The sequence below is a fragment of the Pseudonocardia sp. EC080619-01 genome (assembly GCF_001420995.1).
Lineage (GTDB): Bacteria > Actinomycetota > Actinomycetes > Mycobacteriales > Pseudonocardiaceae > Pseudonocardia.
The window spans coordinates 393,787-409,404 of record NZ_CP012184.1; the positions used below are offsets into that span (position 1 = coordinate 393,787).

General features: G+C 74.6%; 13 protein-coding genes, 1 pseudogene and 1 riboswitch. Of the genes and pseudogenes, 4 read left to right on the forward strand and 10 right to left on the reverse strand.

Annotation, left to right across the window (positions count from 1 at the left end):
- Nucleotide 1 precedes the first annotated feature (1 nt).
- The 4 genes from AD017_RS01770 to AD017_RS01785 are packed head-to-tail and all read right to left on the reverse strand — an operon-like array spanning nucleotide 2 to nucleotide 4,633.
- On the reverse strand, nucleotides 2-1,171 hold the full coding sequence (locus AD017_RS01770) for an ROK family protein (protein ID WP_010229399.1): 1,170 nt from the start codon (nucleotides 1,169-1,171) through the stop codon (nucleotides 2-4).
- 13 nt (nucleotides 1,172-1,184) lie between these two features.
- Entirely contained in the window at nucleotides 1,185-2,642 is a 1,458-nt protein-coding gene (locus tag AD017_RS01775; protein WP_369821657.1) for a sugar ABC transporter permease, read from the reverse strand.
- A gap of 44 nt (nucleotides 2,643-2,686) precedes the next feature.
- Nucleotides 2,687-3,463: an ATP-binding cassette domain-containing protein gene (locus AD017_RS01780; protein WP_010229405.1), complete on the reverse strand. Its 777-nt coding sequence runs from the start codon at nucleotides 3,461-3,463 to the stop codon at nucleotides 2,687-2,689.
- 24 nt (nucleotides 3,464-3,487) lie between these two features.
- Nucleotides 3,488-4,633: a sugar ABC transporter substrate-binding protein gene (locus AD017_RS01785; RefSeq protein ID WP_050802351.1), complete on the reverse strand. Its 1,146-nt coding sequence runs from the start codon at nucleotides 4,631-4,633 to the stop codon at nucleotides 3,488-3,490.
- 261 nt (nucleotides 4,634-4,894) lie between these two features.
- Here AD017_RS01785 and AD017_RS01790 point away from each other — a divergent pair, with 261 nt between their 5' ends.
- A complete protein-coding gene (locus AD017_RS01790; RefSeq protein WP_060572477.1) occupies nucleotides 4,895-5,527 on the forward strand; it encodes a bifunctional 2-polyprenyl-6-hydroxyphenol methylase/3-demethylubiquinol 3-O-methyltransferase UbiG in 633 nt (210 codons plus the stop codon).
- A gap of 3 nt (nucleotides 5,528-5,530) precedes the next feature.
- Here AD017_RS01790 and AD017_RS01795 read toward each other — a convergent pair whose 3' ends face one another.
- From AD017_RS01795 to AD017_RS01805, 3 genes are all read right to left on the reverse strand, one after another.
- Complete coding sequence (locus tag AD017_RS01795) at nucleotides 5,531-6,268, reverse strand: ABC transporter ATP-binding protein (protein ID WP_010233159.1); 738 nt, start codon at nucleotides 6,266-6,268, stop codon at nucleotides 5,531-5,533.
- Entirely contained in the window at nucleotides 6,265-7,014 is a 750-nt protein-coding gene (locus AD017_RS01800) for an ABC transporter permease (RefSeq protein ID WP_082399462.1), read from the reverse strand. Before AD017_RS01800 ends, AD017_RS01795 begins: the two co-directional genes overlap by 4 nt.
- Nucleotides 7,014-8,033, reverse strand: coding sequence for an ABC transporter substrate-binding protein (locus tag AD017_RS01805; protein ID WP_060572479.1), 1,020 nt, complete (start codon nucleotides 8,031-8,033; stop codon nucleotides 7,014-7,016). Before AD017_RS01805 ends, AD017_RS01800 begins: the two co-directional genes overlap by 1 nt.
- Nucleotides 8,027-8,139: riboswitch (TPP riboswitch) on the reverse strand. (Overlaps the previous gene by 7 nt.)
- 254 nt (nucleotides 8,140-8,393) lie before the next feature.
- Between AD017_RS01805 and AD017_RS01810 the strand changes: the two genes are divergently transcribed.
- Nucleotides 8,394-9,731: a hypothetical protein gene (locus AD017_RS01810; RefSeq protein ID WP_145984090.1), complete on the forward strand. Its 1,338-nt coding sequence runs from the start codon at nucleotides 8,394-8,396 to the stop codon at nucleotides 9,729-9,731.
- Nucleotides 9,732-9,817: 86 nt separating this feature from the next.
- Here AD017_RS01810 and AD017_RS01815 read toward each other — a convergent pair whose 3' ends face one another.
- Entirely contained in the window at nucleotides 9,818-10,417 is a 600-nt protein-coding gene (locus AD017_RS01815) for a hypothetical protein (RefSeq protein ID WP_145984091.1), read from the reverse strand.
- A gap of 122 nt (nucleotides 10,418-10,539) precedes the next feature.
- On the opposite strand from AD017_RS01815, the gene AD017_RS01820 reads away from it, so the two are divergent.
- Nucleotides 10,540-12,243: a choline dehydrogenase gene (locus AD017_RS01820; RefSeq protein ID WP_060572485.1), complete on the forward strand. Its 1,704-nt coding sequence runs from the start codon at nucleotides 10,540-10,542 to the stop codon at nucleotides 12,241-12,243.
- A gap of 97 nt (nucleotides 12,244-12,340) precedes the next feature.
- Here the strand turns inward: AD017_RS01820 and AD017_RS01825 are convergent, their stop codons facing one another.
- A complete protein-coding gene (locus AD017_RS01825; protein WP_010232302.1) occupies nucleotides 12,341-12,526 on the reverse strand; it encodes a hypothetical protein in 186 nt (61 codons plus the stop codon).
- A 367-nt stretch (nucleotides 12,527-12,893) separates the two neighbouring features.
- On the opposite strand from AD017_RS01825, the pseudogene AD017_RS35775 reads away from it, so the two are divergent.
- A pseudogene (locus tag AD017_RS35775) lies at nucleotides 12,894-13,786 on the forward strand (DMT family transporter).
- 36 nt (nucleotides 13,787-13,822) lie between these two features.
- Here the strand turns inward: AD017_RS35775 and AD017_RS01835 are convergent.
- Nucleotides 13,823-15,553, reverse strand: a complete 1,731-nt coding sequence (locus AD017_RS01835; protein WP_060572487.1) for a DEAD/DEAH box helicase — start codon at nucleotides 15,551-15,553, stop codon at nucleotides 13,823-13,825.
- Nucleotides 15,554-15,618 lie beyond the last annotated feature (65 nt).

Consider the following 15,618-nt stretch of genomic DNA (forward strand, 5'->3'; position numbering starts at 1 on the left):
CTCAGACGACCTCGAGCACCGGCTCGAACGCCAGCTCGGCCGCGCCGACCAGGGCGCCGTCGCGGCCGAGCGGCGAGACCGCGATCCGGGTCCCGCCGACCGCGCGGCTGACCAGGCTGCGCCGCTCGACCTCCGCGCGCACCCGGTCGACCACCGGCGCGGGCAGTGCCCCGAACAGGTCGCCGAGCACGACGAGCTCCGGTGCCAGCATGTTCACGATCGTCACCAGGCCGGCCGCCATCCAGCCGGCGTAGCCGCCGAGGAGGTGCTCGGCGCGGCCGGGGACGGCGGCGAGCGCGCGCAGCTCGGCGACGAGCACCCCGCGCGCGGTGTCCTCGGGCAGGCCGAGGGCCCGGCACAGCGCGGGCTCGCCGACCTCGGTCTCCCAGCAGCCCCGGGAGCCGCAGAAGCACTCCCGGCCGTCGGGCCGGACGAGCAGGTGGCCGAGCTCGCCGACGTAGCCGCCGGTGCCGCGCAACGGACGCCCGCCGGACACGACGCCGCCACCGACGCCGACGTCGGCCGACAGGTAGACCATGTCGGCCACGTCCCGCCCGACGCCACGGACGTGCTCGGCCAGCGCGCCCAGCTCGGCGTCGTTCGCGACCTGGACGGGCGTGCCCAGCACCGACGACAGCCGGCTCCCCAGCCCGACGTCGCGCCAGCCCAGGTTCGGTGCCTCGTGCACGAACCCGTCCGCGCGCCGGACCACGCCGGGCACCGACACCCCGGCACCGCGTTCGCGCACCCCCAGCTCGTCGCGCAGCAGCTCGGCGGACTCGGCGAGGTGGGTGATCACCTCGCCGGGCAGCCGGGTGGTGCGGTGCAGGTTCCAGCTGTGCCGGCCCAGGATCTGCCCGCCGATCCCGACCATCGCCAGCGCGACCTGGTCCACCCGCACGTCGACGGCGAGCACGACCGCCGCCTGCGGGTCGGGCAGCACCAGCAGCGACGGCCGTCCCGCCCCGGACCGCCGGGCGGGGACCGCCTCGCTGACCACCCCCGCCCCGGCGAGCCCGTCCACCACCGACTTGATCGTGCTGCGGTTGAGGCCGAGCTCGCCGGCGAGGGTGGCGCGGGTGCAGGGCCCGTCGACGTGCAGCCGGCGCAGCAGGGCGGTCCTGTTGTGCCGGCGCGCGTCGTCGGGCCGGGTTCCCGTCGGGGTGCTCACCGGATGGCCGCCGTCACCGTCCGGTGGCCGCCGAGCGCCGCCGGGAGAGCACGTCGACGGCCGCGGCCAGCAGCAGCACCAGCCCGGTCACGACGAACACGACGGCGGCGGGCTGCTTGAGCAGGCCCAGGCCGTTCTGCACGGTCGCCAGCACGGTGCCGCCGATCACGGCGTTGGAGATCCGCCCGCGCCCGCCGAAGAGCGACGTCCCGCCGATCACCGCGGCACCGACCGCGAACAGCAGGGTGTTCCCGCCGCCCGCCGCCGGGTTCACCGAGCCGATCTTCGAGGAGTAGACGATGGCGCCGATCGCGGCGAACGCCGTCGAGATCACGAACACCGACGCCCGGATCCGGACGACGTCGATGCCGGCCCGGCGTGCGGCCTCCCGGTTCCCGCCGACGGCGTAGACGTGCCGGCCGAACCGGGTCCGGTCCAGCACCCAGGTGCCCAGCACGAGCAGCACCAGCACGATCGGCACCACGTAGGGCACGCCGGCGATCGCGACCGTCCCCGGTGAGCGGTCCTGCACGAGCAGGAACGTGGCGAGCCCGCCCAGCACGACCACCGCCCCGATCTTGATCATCACCAGCCCGGTCGGCCGGGCCACCAGGCCGCTCCGCAGCCGGGACCGCTGCCGGACCAGCTGGACCACCGCGTAGCCGCCCGCGGCCACGACGAACAGTACCCAGGACCCCGTGACGGACAGGTTGCCGTTCGCCACCGCGTTGATCAGCGGGTCGCGCAGGGCCAGGGTGCCGCCGTCGCCGATCAGCTGCAGGATCACGCCCTGCCAGGTGATGAACAGGGCCAGGGTGACGACGAACGAGGGCATCCCGACCCGGGCCACCAGGAACCCGGTCAGGCAGCCGATGACGACGCCGACGCCGAGCGCGAGGCCCATCACCGTCCACGCCGTCGCCGGGACGCCGATCACCAGCAGCGCCGCGGTCAGCAGGCTGATCGCCGTCCCGGCCCACACCCGGACCAGCGCGGCCAGCCCGGCCGCGACCACCATCACGATCACGAGCAGCACGAACACGACGGTGCCGGTCGCGCCGAGGACGTTGCCGTCGTTCACCAGGGGCAGCGCCATCAGCGCCGCCGCCAGCCCGGACGCGGTGCCCGCCGCCAGGTCGATCTCGCCGGTGAGCAGGACGAACACCAGGCCCATCGCGATGATGGTCGGCCCGGCGCCCTGCTGCAGGAGGTTCGCCAGGTTCAGCAGGCTGCCGAAGGTGCCGCCGGTGTCGAGCACGGTGAACAGCACGAACAGCGCGGCGAGCCCCAGCAGGGCCGGCAGCGAGCCGAGCTCGCCGGAGCGCAGTCCCCGCAGGTAGCCGGTGATCGCCTCGCCGGTGCTGTGCGCGGTCGTGTCGATGCCGAAGTCGGCGGCCCGGTTGCCGGGGTTCGCCCGCCGGGCGGCGTTCGGCGGCTCGTCGGTCCTGGTCGTCCGGGTCGTCCGGGTCACCGTGTCTCCTCCTTCCGGGTCGGGGGTGGGGCCGTCGCCGCGGGTCACTGCGCGGCCGCCGACTCGGGCCGGGCCAGGCCCAGCTCGCCGGACCGGCCGGCGGTGATCAGCTGGACGACCTGGGAGTGGTCGACCTCCGACGTCGGGACCTCGGCGACCATCCGGCCGAGGTAGAGGCAGGCGATCCGGTCCGAGACCTCGAAGACGTCGGCCATGTTGTGGCTGATCAGGACGACGGCGAGGCCCTGCTCGGCCAGCCGCCGCACCAGGTCGAGCACCTGCCGGGTCTGGGCGACGCCGAGCGCCGCGGTCGGCTCGTCGAGCAGCACGACCCGGGAGTCCCACAGCACGGACTTGGCGATGGCGACGGTCTGCCGCTGCCCGCCGGACAGCGACGCGACCGGTGTCCGGACCGAGGTGACCGTGCGGACCGACAGCGATGCCAGCGTGTCCCGGGCCGCCTGCTCCATGGACGCCTCGTCGAGCATCCAGGAGCGGCCGCGCTCCCGGCCGAGGAACATGTTCTGGACGATGTCGAGGTTGTCGGCCAGCGCGAGGTCCTGGTAGACGACCTCGATGCCGAGCCGGGCCGCGTCCGACGGCGCGTCCAGCGACACCGGATCGCCGTCGAAGACGATCTCGCCGCCGTCGATCGGGTGGATGCCGGCGACGCACTTGACCAGCGTGGACTTGCCGGCGCCGTTGTCGCCGACGAGGGCGGTGACCTCCCCGGCGCGGACCGCGAGGTCGACGTCGTGCAGGACCCGCACCGCGCCGAAGCTCTTCGTCACCCCGCGCAGGGACAGGATCGGTTCGGCCATGGCCGTACCTCCGGGTGGTGGTGGCTACTGGATGCCGAGGCGGCCGCACTCGGCCGTGACCGGACCGGTGCAGATCTCCGACGGCTGGATGTAGCCGGCGTCGGTGACCGTCTTGACGTTGTCCTTGGTGATCAGCTGCGGGGTGAGCAGCACGGACTTCACGTCCCGGTTGCCCTTCGGGTCGTTCACCGTCTGGGTGGCGACGGCGTCGGCGCCCGCGGTGTCGCCCGTCGCCAGCGCCCCGGCCAGCTTCGCCGCCGCGTCGGCCTCCTCCTGGATCGGCTTGAACACCGTCATGTACTGGTCACCGCGCAGGATGGCGGCGAGCCCGTCGGCGGTGGCGTCCTGGCCGGTGACCGGGACGGTGCCGTTGAGGCCGTACTTGGCGAGCACCGTGATGATCGATCCGGCCATGCCGTCGTTGGCGACGGCGACGCCGTCGACCTTGCCGCCGTTGGCGGTGAGCAGCTGCTCGAAGGTGGTCCCGGCGACCTGGTTGTCCCACTTGTCGATCGCCTGGTCACCGGCCAGCACGAACTCGCCGGAGTCGTACTTCGGCTGCAGGGCCTTCAGCTGCCCGTTCTTGTAGAGCGTCGCGTTGTTGTCGGTCGGGGCGCCCTCGATCTGGATGATCTGCGCGCCCGGCTTCGCCCCGATCCCCTGGACCAGGCCCTGCCCCTGGAGCTCGCCGACCTTCTCGTTGTCGAAGGACACGTAGTAGTCGCTGGTGCCGCCCAGGTTGAGCCGGTCGTAGTCGATGACCGGGATGCCCTGTGCCTTCGCCTTCTGCGCGACGGCGTTGCCGCCGTCGCCGCTGATCGAGGCGATGATCAGCACCTTGACCCCGCTGGAGATCATCCCGTCGGCCAGCGTCGAGAACTTCTGCTCGTCGCCCTGCGCGTTCTGGATGTCCGGGTCGAGGCCCTGCGCGCGCAGGGCCTTGTCCAGCATCGGCTTGTCGAAGCCCTCCCACCGGGCCGACGTGTCGGTCTCCGGGAGGATCACCCCGACCTTCGTCCCGCCGGCCCCCGCGTCGCCGCCGCCGGCGTCCTCCTGGCCGCCGCCCGCGCTGTTCTGACCGCAGCCCGCCACCACGAGCAGCAGGCCGAGACCCGCCGCCGTCACCGCCCGCCGCAACCGGGACCCACGCCCCGTCTCCCGCACCTTCATCGGCACATCCCCTCCACGACGTTGTGGATCACCGGCCGCACTGCACGGCCGAGTGAATGTTGCGAGCGCCAACATATTCGCCCGGAGGTCGTGATCGACAGCCGGGTGAATCGAGAAAGTATGTGCCGGACGGTCACGATCGGATCACGACGGGCGTCATTTGTTGCCGCCCCGGCCCAGCCGCTCTTGCCGCTCCGGCAAGTTTTCTTGCCGGCCGGCGCAGGGTGCCGGGACCCTGGCGACACCGACACGAGGAGCGCCATGAGCACGATGCCCGACCACGACGACCCCGCTGCCTTCTGGGAGGCCCTCTACGCCGGCCGCGACACCACCGTGGAGCCACGGGTGAACGCGCGCCTCGACGAGATCGCCGCGGCCCTCACCCCCGGCGACGCGCTGGACCTCGGCTGCGGGGGCGGCGGCGACGCGCTGTGGCTCGCCCGCCGCGGCTGGCGGGTCACCGCGGTCGACATCGCCGGGGCGGCGACCACCGCGCTGGCACAGCGCGCGGCCGCCGCCGGCCTCGGCGACCGCATCACCGCCGAGCGGCACGACCTGGCCGACACCTTCCCGGACGGCCGGTTCGACCTGGTCTCGGCCCAGTACTTCCAGACACCGTTCGCCCTGCCCCGCGCCCGGGTGCTGCGCACGGCGGTCGACGCGCTGCGCCCCGGCGGACGACTGGTCGTCGTCGACCACGGCTCGACCGCGCCGTGGTCGTGGAACCAGGACCCGGACACGCACTTCCCCACCCCGGAGGAGGTGCTCGACGGGATCGGGCCGGCACCCGTCGTCGTCGAGCGGGCCGACCGTCCGGTGCGGCGGGCGACCGGGCCCGGCGGGCAGACCGCCGACGTCGTCGACCACGTCCTGGTGCTGCGCCGGGACGGGTGACGCTCAGGCGCGCAGGGTGTCCAGCAGCTCCGCCTCGACCGCCGCGAGCCGCGGGTCGGTGAGGACGTCCCGGGTCCGCGGCCGCGGGAGGTCGACGGCGACCTCCCGCACCACCGTCGCCGGCCGCGGGGAGAACACGATCACCCGGTCGGAGAGGAAGGCGGCCTCGCGGACGTCGTGCGTGATCAGCAGGGTCGTCCAGCCGTAGCGCTCGCGCATCGACTCCAGCCACTCCTGCATCCCGGTGCGGGTGAGCGCGTCGAGGGCGCCGAAGGGCTCGTCGAGGAGCAGCACCTCCCGCCCGCCGACGACGGTCCGCAGCAGCGCGGCCCGCTGCCGCATCCCCCCGGAGAGCTCGGACGGGCGCGCCCCCTCGAACCCGTCGAGCCCGAACGGGGCGAACAGCGCCCGCGCGCGCTCGCGGGCCTCGCGGCGCGACACGCCCGCGACCTCGAGGCCGAGGGTGGTGTTGTCGAGGACCGTCCGCCACGGGAAGAGCAGGTCCTGCTGGGGCATCAGCCCGAACGGGGCGCCGTCCACCGGATCGCCGTCGACCGTGGTCGCCCCGGTCACCGTGGCGCCGTCGAGGATCCCCGCCATCGCGGCGAACAGCGTGGACTTCCCGCACCCGGAGGGGCCGACGATGGAGACGAACTCCCCCGGCGCGACGTCGAGCGACACGTCGTCGAGGACGGCCAGGCCGCCGTAGGACACCGACAGGTCCCGCACCGCCACCTTCATCGGTGATCACCCCGGTACCAGGGCGTCACCAGGCGCTGCACGACGTGGGTCAGCCCGAACAGCGCGACCGAGAGCACCGCCGTCACCGCGACGGCGGCGAGCACCAGGTCGGTGCGGAACTGGTTCTTCTGCAGCTGCATGAAGATCCCCAGCCCGGCACGGGCACCGACGTACTCGGCGAAGATCGCCCCGGTGACGGCGTAGGTGATCGCGATCCGCAACGACGTGAAGAACGACGGCATCGCCCCGGGCAGCCGGACGTAGCGGAACCGCTGCCAGCGGCTCGCCCCCATCGACCGCAGCAGCGCCGTGGCCGACCGGTCCGTCGCGGCGAACCCCTCGATCAGGCCGACGGTCACCGGGAAGAACGTCACCAGCGCGATGACCAGCACCTTCGGCAGCAGCCCGAACCCGAACCAGATGATCAGCAGCGGCGCGATCGCGACGACCGGGAGCGTCTGGGACGCCACCAGCAGCGGGGTCAGCGCCCGGCGCAGCCACGGGGAGAAGTCCACGCCGACCGCGATGGCCCACGCGACCAGCAGCGACACGGTGAACCCGACGACCGTCACCTGCACCGTCGGCAGCGTGTTCTCCCACAGCACCGACCGGAACGCCCAGCCCTGCTCGACGACGCGCAGCGGCGAGGGCAGCACCTGCGGCCGGACCCCGGTGACCGCGACGGCCGCCTGCCAGACGGCCAGCAGCGCCACGACCAGCAGCGCGGCGGGGGCGAGCCGGCGCATCACGGTGTCAGGTAGTCGTTGGTGAACCAGGTGGAGAAGTCGGGCTTCTCGCGGACCGGGGCGCCGTCGGGCCCGGCCACCGTCCCGGTGTCGTAGAGGAACCCGGAGAACGCCGACCACTTCTCCGGCGTCTGGAAGCCCACGCGGCCCTGCTCGTCGCGCAGGTAGCCGTCGGCGAGCATCGTCGCGCCCCGGTCGACGAGCTGGTCGTCGGTGAAGGCGCCCGGGTTGGCCTCGGACAGCATCCGGGCCGCACCGGCCGGGTCCTGCGCGGCGAGGGCGTAGCCGCGCTGGGCGGCCTGCACGAAGGCGCGCGCCCGGTCCGGGTTCTGCTGCAGCCAGGTCGAGTTGCCGACGAGGAGCACGTTGTAGGCGTCCGGGAAGCCGCAGTCGGTGTACCGGAACGTCTTCAGCGGCTCGCCCCGCAGCTGCGCCTCGATGCCCTCGACGTTGACGAACGGCTCGGTGAAGTCGGCCTGCCCGGCGTAGAGCGCCTCGTAGGCCGCGGTGTTCAGCACCTCGGTGCGGATGTCGCCGCGCCCGCCGTCGTTGCGGATCACCGCCTGCATCTTCGCGACCTCGCCGGGCTCGCCGAACCCGGCGTAGACCTTGCCGTCGAGGTCGCGCGGCGACCGGATGTCGGCCCGGTCGGCGCGGACCGCGATCTCGGTGGCCCAGTGCTGCAGGACCGCCATCACCGAGGTGATGTCGGCCCCTGCGGCCCGGGAGTAGGTGAAGGAGCTCTGGAAGCTGATGCCGAAGTCCGCGGCGCCGCTGCCGACGAGCGTGTCCGGCGACGTCTGGTTGTAGGGCAGGAACTCGACGTCCAGTCCGGCGTCGCGGAAGTACCCGGCCTGCTGGGCGGCGAACAGGCCGATGTGGTTGGTGTTGGGCGTCCAGTCCAGCGCGACGCGGATCGGCTGGTCCCGGTCCGCTCCCCCGCCGTCGCCGCCGGCACAGCCGGACAGCGCGAGGACGAGCGCGAGCAGCAGGACGATCGGACGGGCACGTGAGAGCACGAGAGCGGCCTCCCTACGCCGGTGTCACCCGGATCAGGTTCGAACGGTCGGCGGCCGGTCCTGCCGCCCTCTCAGCCTCGGTGCGCGGGCTCCCGCGGTACGGCCGGTCAGCCTACGCGGGTACACCGGCCCGGGCGAGCCGCGCCCGTCGATCACCAACCGTTGATCGTCATCACCCTGCGTCACGTCCGAGCGCGAGACGCGAGCCGGTGTCACCGAGTCGCCGCTCGATCGTTATCCTCGGGCTCCGCGAGAGCGACGCTGCGTGACCGGCCGGATCCGAATCCGCGGACCCGTCCGACGCGGCGCGGAAGGGACGAGATGGCGGCCTCCCCGTGGATCTCCGGAACGGCCGGCCGCGTGACACCCGATCCTGCGCCCGCCCTCGTGCGGGTGGCGCTGCAGGCCGGGTCGACCTCGGTCGCCCACGTCGACGTGGCCGCGATGCTGTCCGGTCTCTGCGTGGCGCTCGTCCCCGCCGCAGGTGTCGGCGGTGCCGCCCTGCTGCTCCGTGAGCCGGCCGACCCCCGTGACCCGAAGGGCCGGCGGGTGTTCGGCTCGGACACCGCCGCGACCCGGCTCGGGGAGCTCCAGCGCCGTGCCGACGCCGGGCCGGGCCCGGCCGCCGAGCGCGGCGACCGGGTGCTGCTCACCCCCGACCTGACCCGGTCCGGGCCGCCCGAGCTCGCCGCCGCGGCAGCGGACTGCGGGCTGGTCCGGTCGCTCGCCGTCCCGGTACCGATCGCCGGCCGCACCGGCGGGGTCCTGCAGCTGTTCGCCCGGGGCGGCCCGAAGGACCGGCTCACCGAGGACCTGGCCGACGCGCTGCGCGCGGTCGTGACGGCGCTGGCGGCCCGCATCGCCGACGTCCGGGAGATCGCCAGGCTGGAGCAGGCGGCGGCCCGCGAGGCGGGGACGGGCACGTCCTCGCTCCCCGGTGCGCCGTCCGCACTCCCGGGGGTGCCCCCGGGAGCCGAGCTGCGCGGGACTGCCCGGCCCGGCGGCCCACGGGACGGTGCCGCGAGCCCGTGGGCCGGGCGGTCCCCGGTCACGGGTCCGCCGGGCCGGTCGGCTCCGTCGGGCCCCGGTTCGCCGGGCCCCGGTCGCGGCCGGGCCGCCGGATCGGACTCCACCCGGGCGGGGGACCCGCGCACGCGCACCGACGGACCGGACGACGACCGCGCCCGGCCGCGCGACCCGTGGCCCGCACCGGCGGGCGATGCGCCCGCACGACCGTCCGGCCCTCCGGCGCCCCGATCGGCGGATCCGTCCGCGGCGGGGCAGGCGGGCCCGGTCCCCGCCCGGCTGCCGTCCCCGCGCGACCCGATCAGCGGTGGCACCCGGATCGGACGCGCGGACGGTCCGCGGAACGGCTCCGGCCGCACCGCGGAGCCGGGTCGCGACGGCGGCCGGCAGTCCGGCCCGCTCGGCGGACGACCGCAGGCCCCCGGGCCCCGCGAGGGTGACGGACCGCTCCCGCGGACACCGGCCGACCGGTGGATCGGCTCCCGGGCCGATCCCGCGGCCGACGCGGCCGGCGACCGGGAGGACCACGGGGCGGACGGTCACGACGACGACGTGCCGCCGCGCGCCGACCGGACGGCCCTCATCCCGGTGGCGCGCCGGTCGGGCGGGACCGGGTCCGGCCCGCAGGTCCCCGCGCAGCGCCGGGCCCGGCACCGTCGCCGGTCCGACTGAGGGCGTCGCCGCCCAGGCGGCGGACGGCCGCACCGGGTCCGGCCCGCCCGGTCGACCGGTGCCGGCCACGGCCGCCCGGACCGCCGTCACACCGGCGGTCCGGCTCCGGTGGGCGTGTGCTCCGCGGACGGGTGCCCCGAGGACGAGGGCACGTGCTCCGACGGCGTGCGCTCCGCGGACGTGCTCGGCGACGCCGCGTCCCCGGCACCGGCCACGTCTCCCGCCCCGGCCACGTCCTCGGCCCCGGCCACGTCCTCGGCACCGGCCTGCCCGGCCGCCCGTCCGGCCTCGACCTGGGCGTGTTCCTGCAGGTAGGCCGACACCCGCTGGCGGCTGACCCCGAACAGCCGTCCGATCCCGGCGATCGTCTCCCCCTCGCCGTGCAGCGCCACCGCCTCCTCCCGGCGGAAGCGGCCGCCGACGGCGCCGAGGCCGTCCAGCGCGCGGGTGACGCTCTCGACGATCAGCGGGCGGTTCTCCTGCGGCACGATCTCCCGCCAGCCGAGGCCGCGGGACCGCAGCTCCTGCAGCTCCAGCACGCGCTGCCGGGCCGACTCCAGGTCCGCGATCGACGCGTCCAGCTCGGCACCGAGTGCGGCCAGCGCGGAGTCCGCGGAGTCCGCGGAGTCCGCGGTGTCCGCGTCGCCCGCACCGGCAGCGCCGGATCCGTCCCCCACCATCGTCACCCTTCCGAGCGTACGGCCCGGTGTCACCCACCCTGGCTCGCCGCGTAGTCTCGACCAACGCAAGGGGGGTTGCTCCCTCGAACGGGCTATCACCGACCTACCGGTCGGACAGGAGGAGCGGGATGGCGCGGTACGACGTCGTCATCGTCGGCGGGGGCTCGGCCGGTGCCGTGCTGGCCAACAGGCTCAGCGCCGACACCGATCGTACGGTACTCGTCCTGGAGGCGGGCCGGCCCGACCACCGGTGGGACCCGGTGATCCGGATGCCCGCGGCGCTGTCCCAGGCGTGGGGGAACCCGCGGTACGACTGGTGCTACACGACCGACCCCGAGGACGGTCTCGCCGGCCGCCGGATCGCCGTCCCGCGCGGGAAGGTGCTCGGCGGGAGCAGCAGCATCAACGGGATGGTCTACCAGCGGGGCAACCCCGGTGACTACGACCGCTGGGCCACCGGGCCGGGCCTGTCCGGGTGGAGCTCGGCGCACTGCCTGCCCTACTTCCGGCGCCTGGAGCGGCGGCTCTCCGAGCACCGCATCGCCCTCGACGCCGACGGCGCCGGGCCGCAGGTCCTCGAGCGCGCACCGGCGTCCGGCCCGCTCAACGACGCCTTCCTGATCGCCGCCGGGCAGGCCGGGCACGCGGTGCTCGACAACGTCAACGGCCCCCGCCAGGAAGGCTTCTCCCGCACCGAGCGGACGATCTTCCGTGGCCGGCGGTACTCCGCCACCGACGCCTACCTGCACCCGGTCTCGGCGTCCCGCCCGAACCTGCGGGTCCGGACCGGGGTGCAGGTGCGCCAGCTGCGGTTCGACGCCGGCGGGTCCCGCGTGATCGGCGTCCGCTACAGCACCCCGGACGGGCTCACCCACGACGTCGACGCCGGCGAGACGATCCTGTGCGCCGGTGCGGTCGCCACCCCCCAGCTCATGCAGGTCTCCGGGATCGGGGACCCCGCCCACCTCGCGACGCTCGGGATCGACGTCCGGGCCGCGCTGCCGGGGGTCGGGGCGAACCTGCAGGACCACCTGGCCATCCACCTGCAGCACACGTGCCTCCGGCCGGTCTCGCTGGCCGGTCAGCGCCGGGCGCACCGGCTCCCGGGCGCGGCGGCCCGCTGGCTCGTCTCGGGCACCGGGATCGGCGCGAGCAACCACTTCGAGATCGGCGGGTTCGGCTCGACCTCGCTCGCCGCGGGCGTGCCGGACGTCATGATGCTGTTCGCCCCGGTCGCGATGCGCTTCGCGCCGGACATCCGGCCGGTCGGGCACGGGTTCGAGATGCACGTGAGCGTCATGGCCTCGGACGCGCGGGGCACCGTGCGGGCGGTCTCGCGGGACTCGTCGGTCCCGCCGCGCCTGCAGATGGGCTACCTCGCGACCGAGGACGACCGGCGGCGCTGGGTCGAGGCCATCGGGATCGCCCGCGGGATCCTCTCCCAGCCGGCCTTCGCCGGGCTGGACGGCGGCGAGACGTTCCCGGGCCCGGGTGTCCGCAGCCCCGAGCAGGTCCTGGACTGGGTGTCACGACGCGCCCAGAACGGGCTGCACCCGACCAGCACCGCCCGGATGGGCACCGACGAGGGCTCCGTCGTCGACCCGTCGTCGATGCGCGTGCACGGCGTCGGCGGGCTGCGGGTGGTCGACGCGTCGGTCTTCCCGGACGTGCCGAACGCCAACACCTACGGGCCGGTCGTGATGGTCGCCGAGCGCGCTGCCGACCTGGTCCTCGGCAACACGCCGCTGACGCCGGAGGACCGCCCGTCCTTCCCCGCGCCGCGGCGCGACGGGAGCCCGGTGCCGGGTCTCGTGGAGCCCGTCGACGCCTGAGCACCACACCGGCAGCACGACGGCGGAACGACGAACGGGGCGGGGATCCGTGAGGATCCCCGCCCCGTTCGCTCAGGTCTGCTCGGGCCGACCGGGACTACTCGCCTCCCTCGACCTCCACGCCGGACTCACGCAGCTTCTCCGCGTGGGCACGCCCGTGGTGGTTGCAGAAGAGGAGCTCCCCACCGGAGGGCAGGATCGCGCGCACCTTGGCCGCCGCACCGCAACGGTCGCAGCGGTCGGCGAGGGTCAGTTCGGGCCGGGTCAGCGTTTCGGGCTGCATAGCGGTCTCCCTCCGTTGCGGCGGCGGGCTCGGGCGGCCCTCCGCCGTATCACCGTGACGACCGCACCAGGCGGGTCGCCCACACCTAAACAGACGCTCGAGGCCCCTGCACGTGTTCCCGGGGCGCGTCGCGACGACCGTCACGTCTGGATCTTCATCCGATCGGGCCGGTGACGCCGCGATGTACCCGCGGTGACCGATTACGTATGAAGTTGACTGCGCGTGAATCATGCGGGGACGGCCGCCCCTCATGCAAGCGCGCCACGGTAAACAGGCTGTGTCGCCGTCTACCGTGACCCGGGTGAGTGCTCGCCCGATCGGTGACCGGATCCCCGCCCCGCTGCTCTTCCTGGCGGGCGGCACGTCGATGTACGTCGGCGCGGCACTCGCCGTAGGGCTGTTCGACCGCCTGGCGCCGTCCGCGGTCGCGGAGCTGCGGCTGATCGGCGCAGCCCTGATCCTGCTGGCCTGGCGACGGCCGGGCCGCGAGGCGTGGCGCGGGGTGCGGCTGGTCCGCGCGGGGCTGTTCGGGCTGGCGACGGCGCTGATGAACGTCGCGTACTACGAGGCGATCGCCCGGCTCCCGCTCGGCACCACGGTGGCGATCGAGTTCACCGGCCCGGTGCTGGTCGCAGCCCTGGCGTCGCGCCGGCTGCGGGACTTCGGGGCGGTCGGGCTGGCCGCACTGGGGGTGCTCCTGATCGCCGACGTCCGCTGGTCCGGCAGCCCGGCCGGGGTGCTCTGGGCGCTGGGCGCGGCCGCGATGTGGGCGGCCTACGTCCTGCTCGGCAAACGCGTCGCCCGCGCCGGCAGCGGGATCGACGACCTGGCGACCGGATTCACCGTCGCGGCGGTGGTCCTCTCCCCGCTGCTGCTGCTCGGCCCGAGGGCGGGACGTCGGCGTTCGGTGTGACGAACCTCGCACCGCTCGCAGATCCGTCGCTGATCGCCCTGTCCGTCGGGCTGGGAGTGCTGTCGTCGGTCGTGCCCTACGTCCTCGACCAGGTCGTGCTGCGGCGGGTCGGGCAGGCCCGGTTCGCCGTGCTGCTCGCGCTCCTGCCCGCGACCGCGACGCTCATCGGCGTCGTGATGCTCGGCCAGCTCCCGGGGGCACTGGAGGGCGTCGGGATCCTGCTGGTGGTCGCGGCCGTCGCGCTGCGTTCACGGGACGGCGACGAGCCCGTCCCCGAACCGGCGGTCGGCGAGATCGGCGGTGGGGCCGGCGTCAGCGGCGACCGGGGACCGGCGTCGGGCCCCTGACCCGTGCCGGGTGTGCGGGACCGCGCAGCGGCGCACTCAGCGCCAGGAACGGAGGGTCGCGATCCGTTCCTCGAGCTGCTCGATCGTCGCCATCGCCACCGGCGGCCCGCCGCAGGTCTTCCGCAGGTCGTTGTGGATCGCGCCGTGCGGCTTGCGGGTCTTGTGGTTGTGCAGCGCGACGAGCGTGTTGAGCTCCCTGCGGAGCGTCTGCAGCCGCTCGCGGACGCTCACCCCGCCGCGCTCCGACGGCGGCGGGGGCGTCGGCTCGGTCGCCGGCGTCGCCCGGGCCTGGGCCCCGGTCCGGGGCGAGCCCTTGGCGATCCAGTCGGCCTGGCGCTTCGAGAGCAGCGTCCGCACCTGCTCCGGTTCGAGCAGCCCGGGCAGGCCGAGGTAGTCCTCCTCGTCGGCGGAGTAGGTGGCGCCCTCGTAGATCAGCTGGTCGAGCTCGGCCTCGGCGCCCAGCGAGGTGAAGGCCTTCTCCTGCTCGCCGGGCTCGTCCTTGAGCTGGTTGGCCTCGTTCAGCTCGGCGTCGTTCCAGACCTCCTCGGGGCGCTGCGGCTTGCCGAGGACGTGGTCGCGCTGCGCCTCCAGCTCGCTGGCCAGCCCGAGCAGGACCGGGACGCTCGGCACGAACACCGACGCCGTCTCCCCCGACCGGCGCGACCGCACGAACCGGCCGATGGCCTGGGCGAAGAACAGCGGGGTCGACGCCGACGTCGCGTACACCCCGACGGCCAGACGCGGCACGTCGACGCCCTCGGACACCATCCGGACCGCGACCATCCACCGCTCCTCGGAACGGCCGAACGCGGCGATCCGGTCCGAGGCGCCCGCCTCGTCGGAGAGCACCACGGCCGGCTGGTCCCCGGTGATCTTCCGCAGGATCGCGGCGTAGGAGCGCGCGGTCGTCTGGTCGGAGGCGATCACGAGGCCGCCGGCGTCGGGCATGCCGCCGTCGCGGTGGCTCTGCAGGCGCCGGTCGGCCGCCGCGAGTACCGACGGGATCCAGTCCCCGGCCGGGTCCAGCGCCGTCCGCCAGGCCATCGCGGTCTGCTCGCGCGTCAGCGGTTCGCCGAGCCGGGCGGAGATCTCCTCACCGGCGCTGGTCCGCCAGTTCGAGGTGCCGGAGTAGGCCAGGAAGACCACCGGCCGGACGACGTTGTCGGCCAGCGCCTCGCCGTAGCCGTACTGGTGGTCGGCGCGGCTGCGGGGGGCGCCCTCGACGTCGGGCACGTACTCGACGAACGGGATCGGGTTGTCGTCCGACCGGAACGGCGTACCGGTGAGCGCCAGCCGCCGGGCCGCGGGTTCGAAGGCCTCGTAGACGCCGTCGCCCCAGGTCTTCGCGTCACCGGCGTGGTGGATCTCGTCGAGGACCACCAGCGTCCGCCGGTTCTCGGTGCGGTTCCGGTGCAGCATCGGGTGCGCCGCGACGCCGGCGTAGGTGATCGCGATGCCGCCGTAGTCCTTGGAGGTCGCCCCGGCGCTGTTCCGGAACTCGGGGTCGATCGAGATGCCGGCCGCGACCGCGGCCTCGGCCCACTGGTACTTCAGGTGCTCGGTCGGCGTGACGACGGTCACCGAGTCGATGACCCGGTCGCGCAGCAGCTCGGAGGCGACCCGCAGCGCGAACGTCGTCTTGCCCGCGCCGGGCGTCGCGACCGCGAGGAAGTCGCGGGGTGCCGTGGCCAGGTAGCGGGCGAGCGCGCTGCGCTGCCACGCACGCAGCGGGCGGGTCTCCGGCGACACGAGCTGGGCTTCCGACACACGTCTCCCCTGGTCCGTGGGTCGTTCCCGGGCGGGAACCTGCGAGCCCCGCGGGGCGCAGGAGG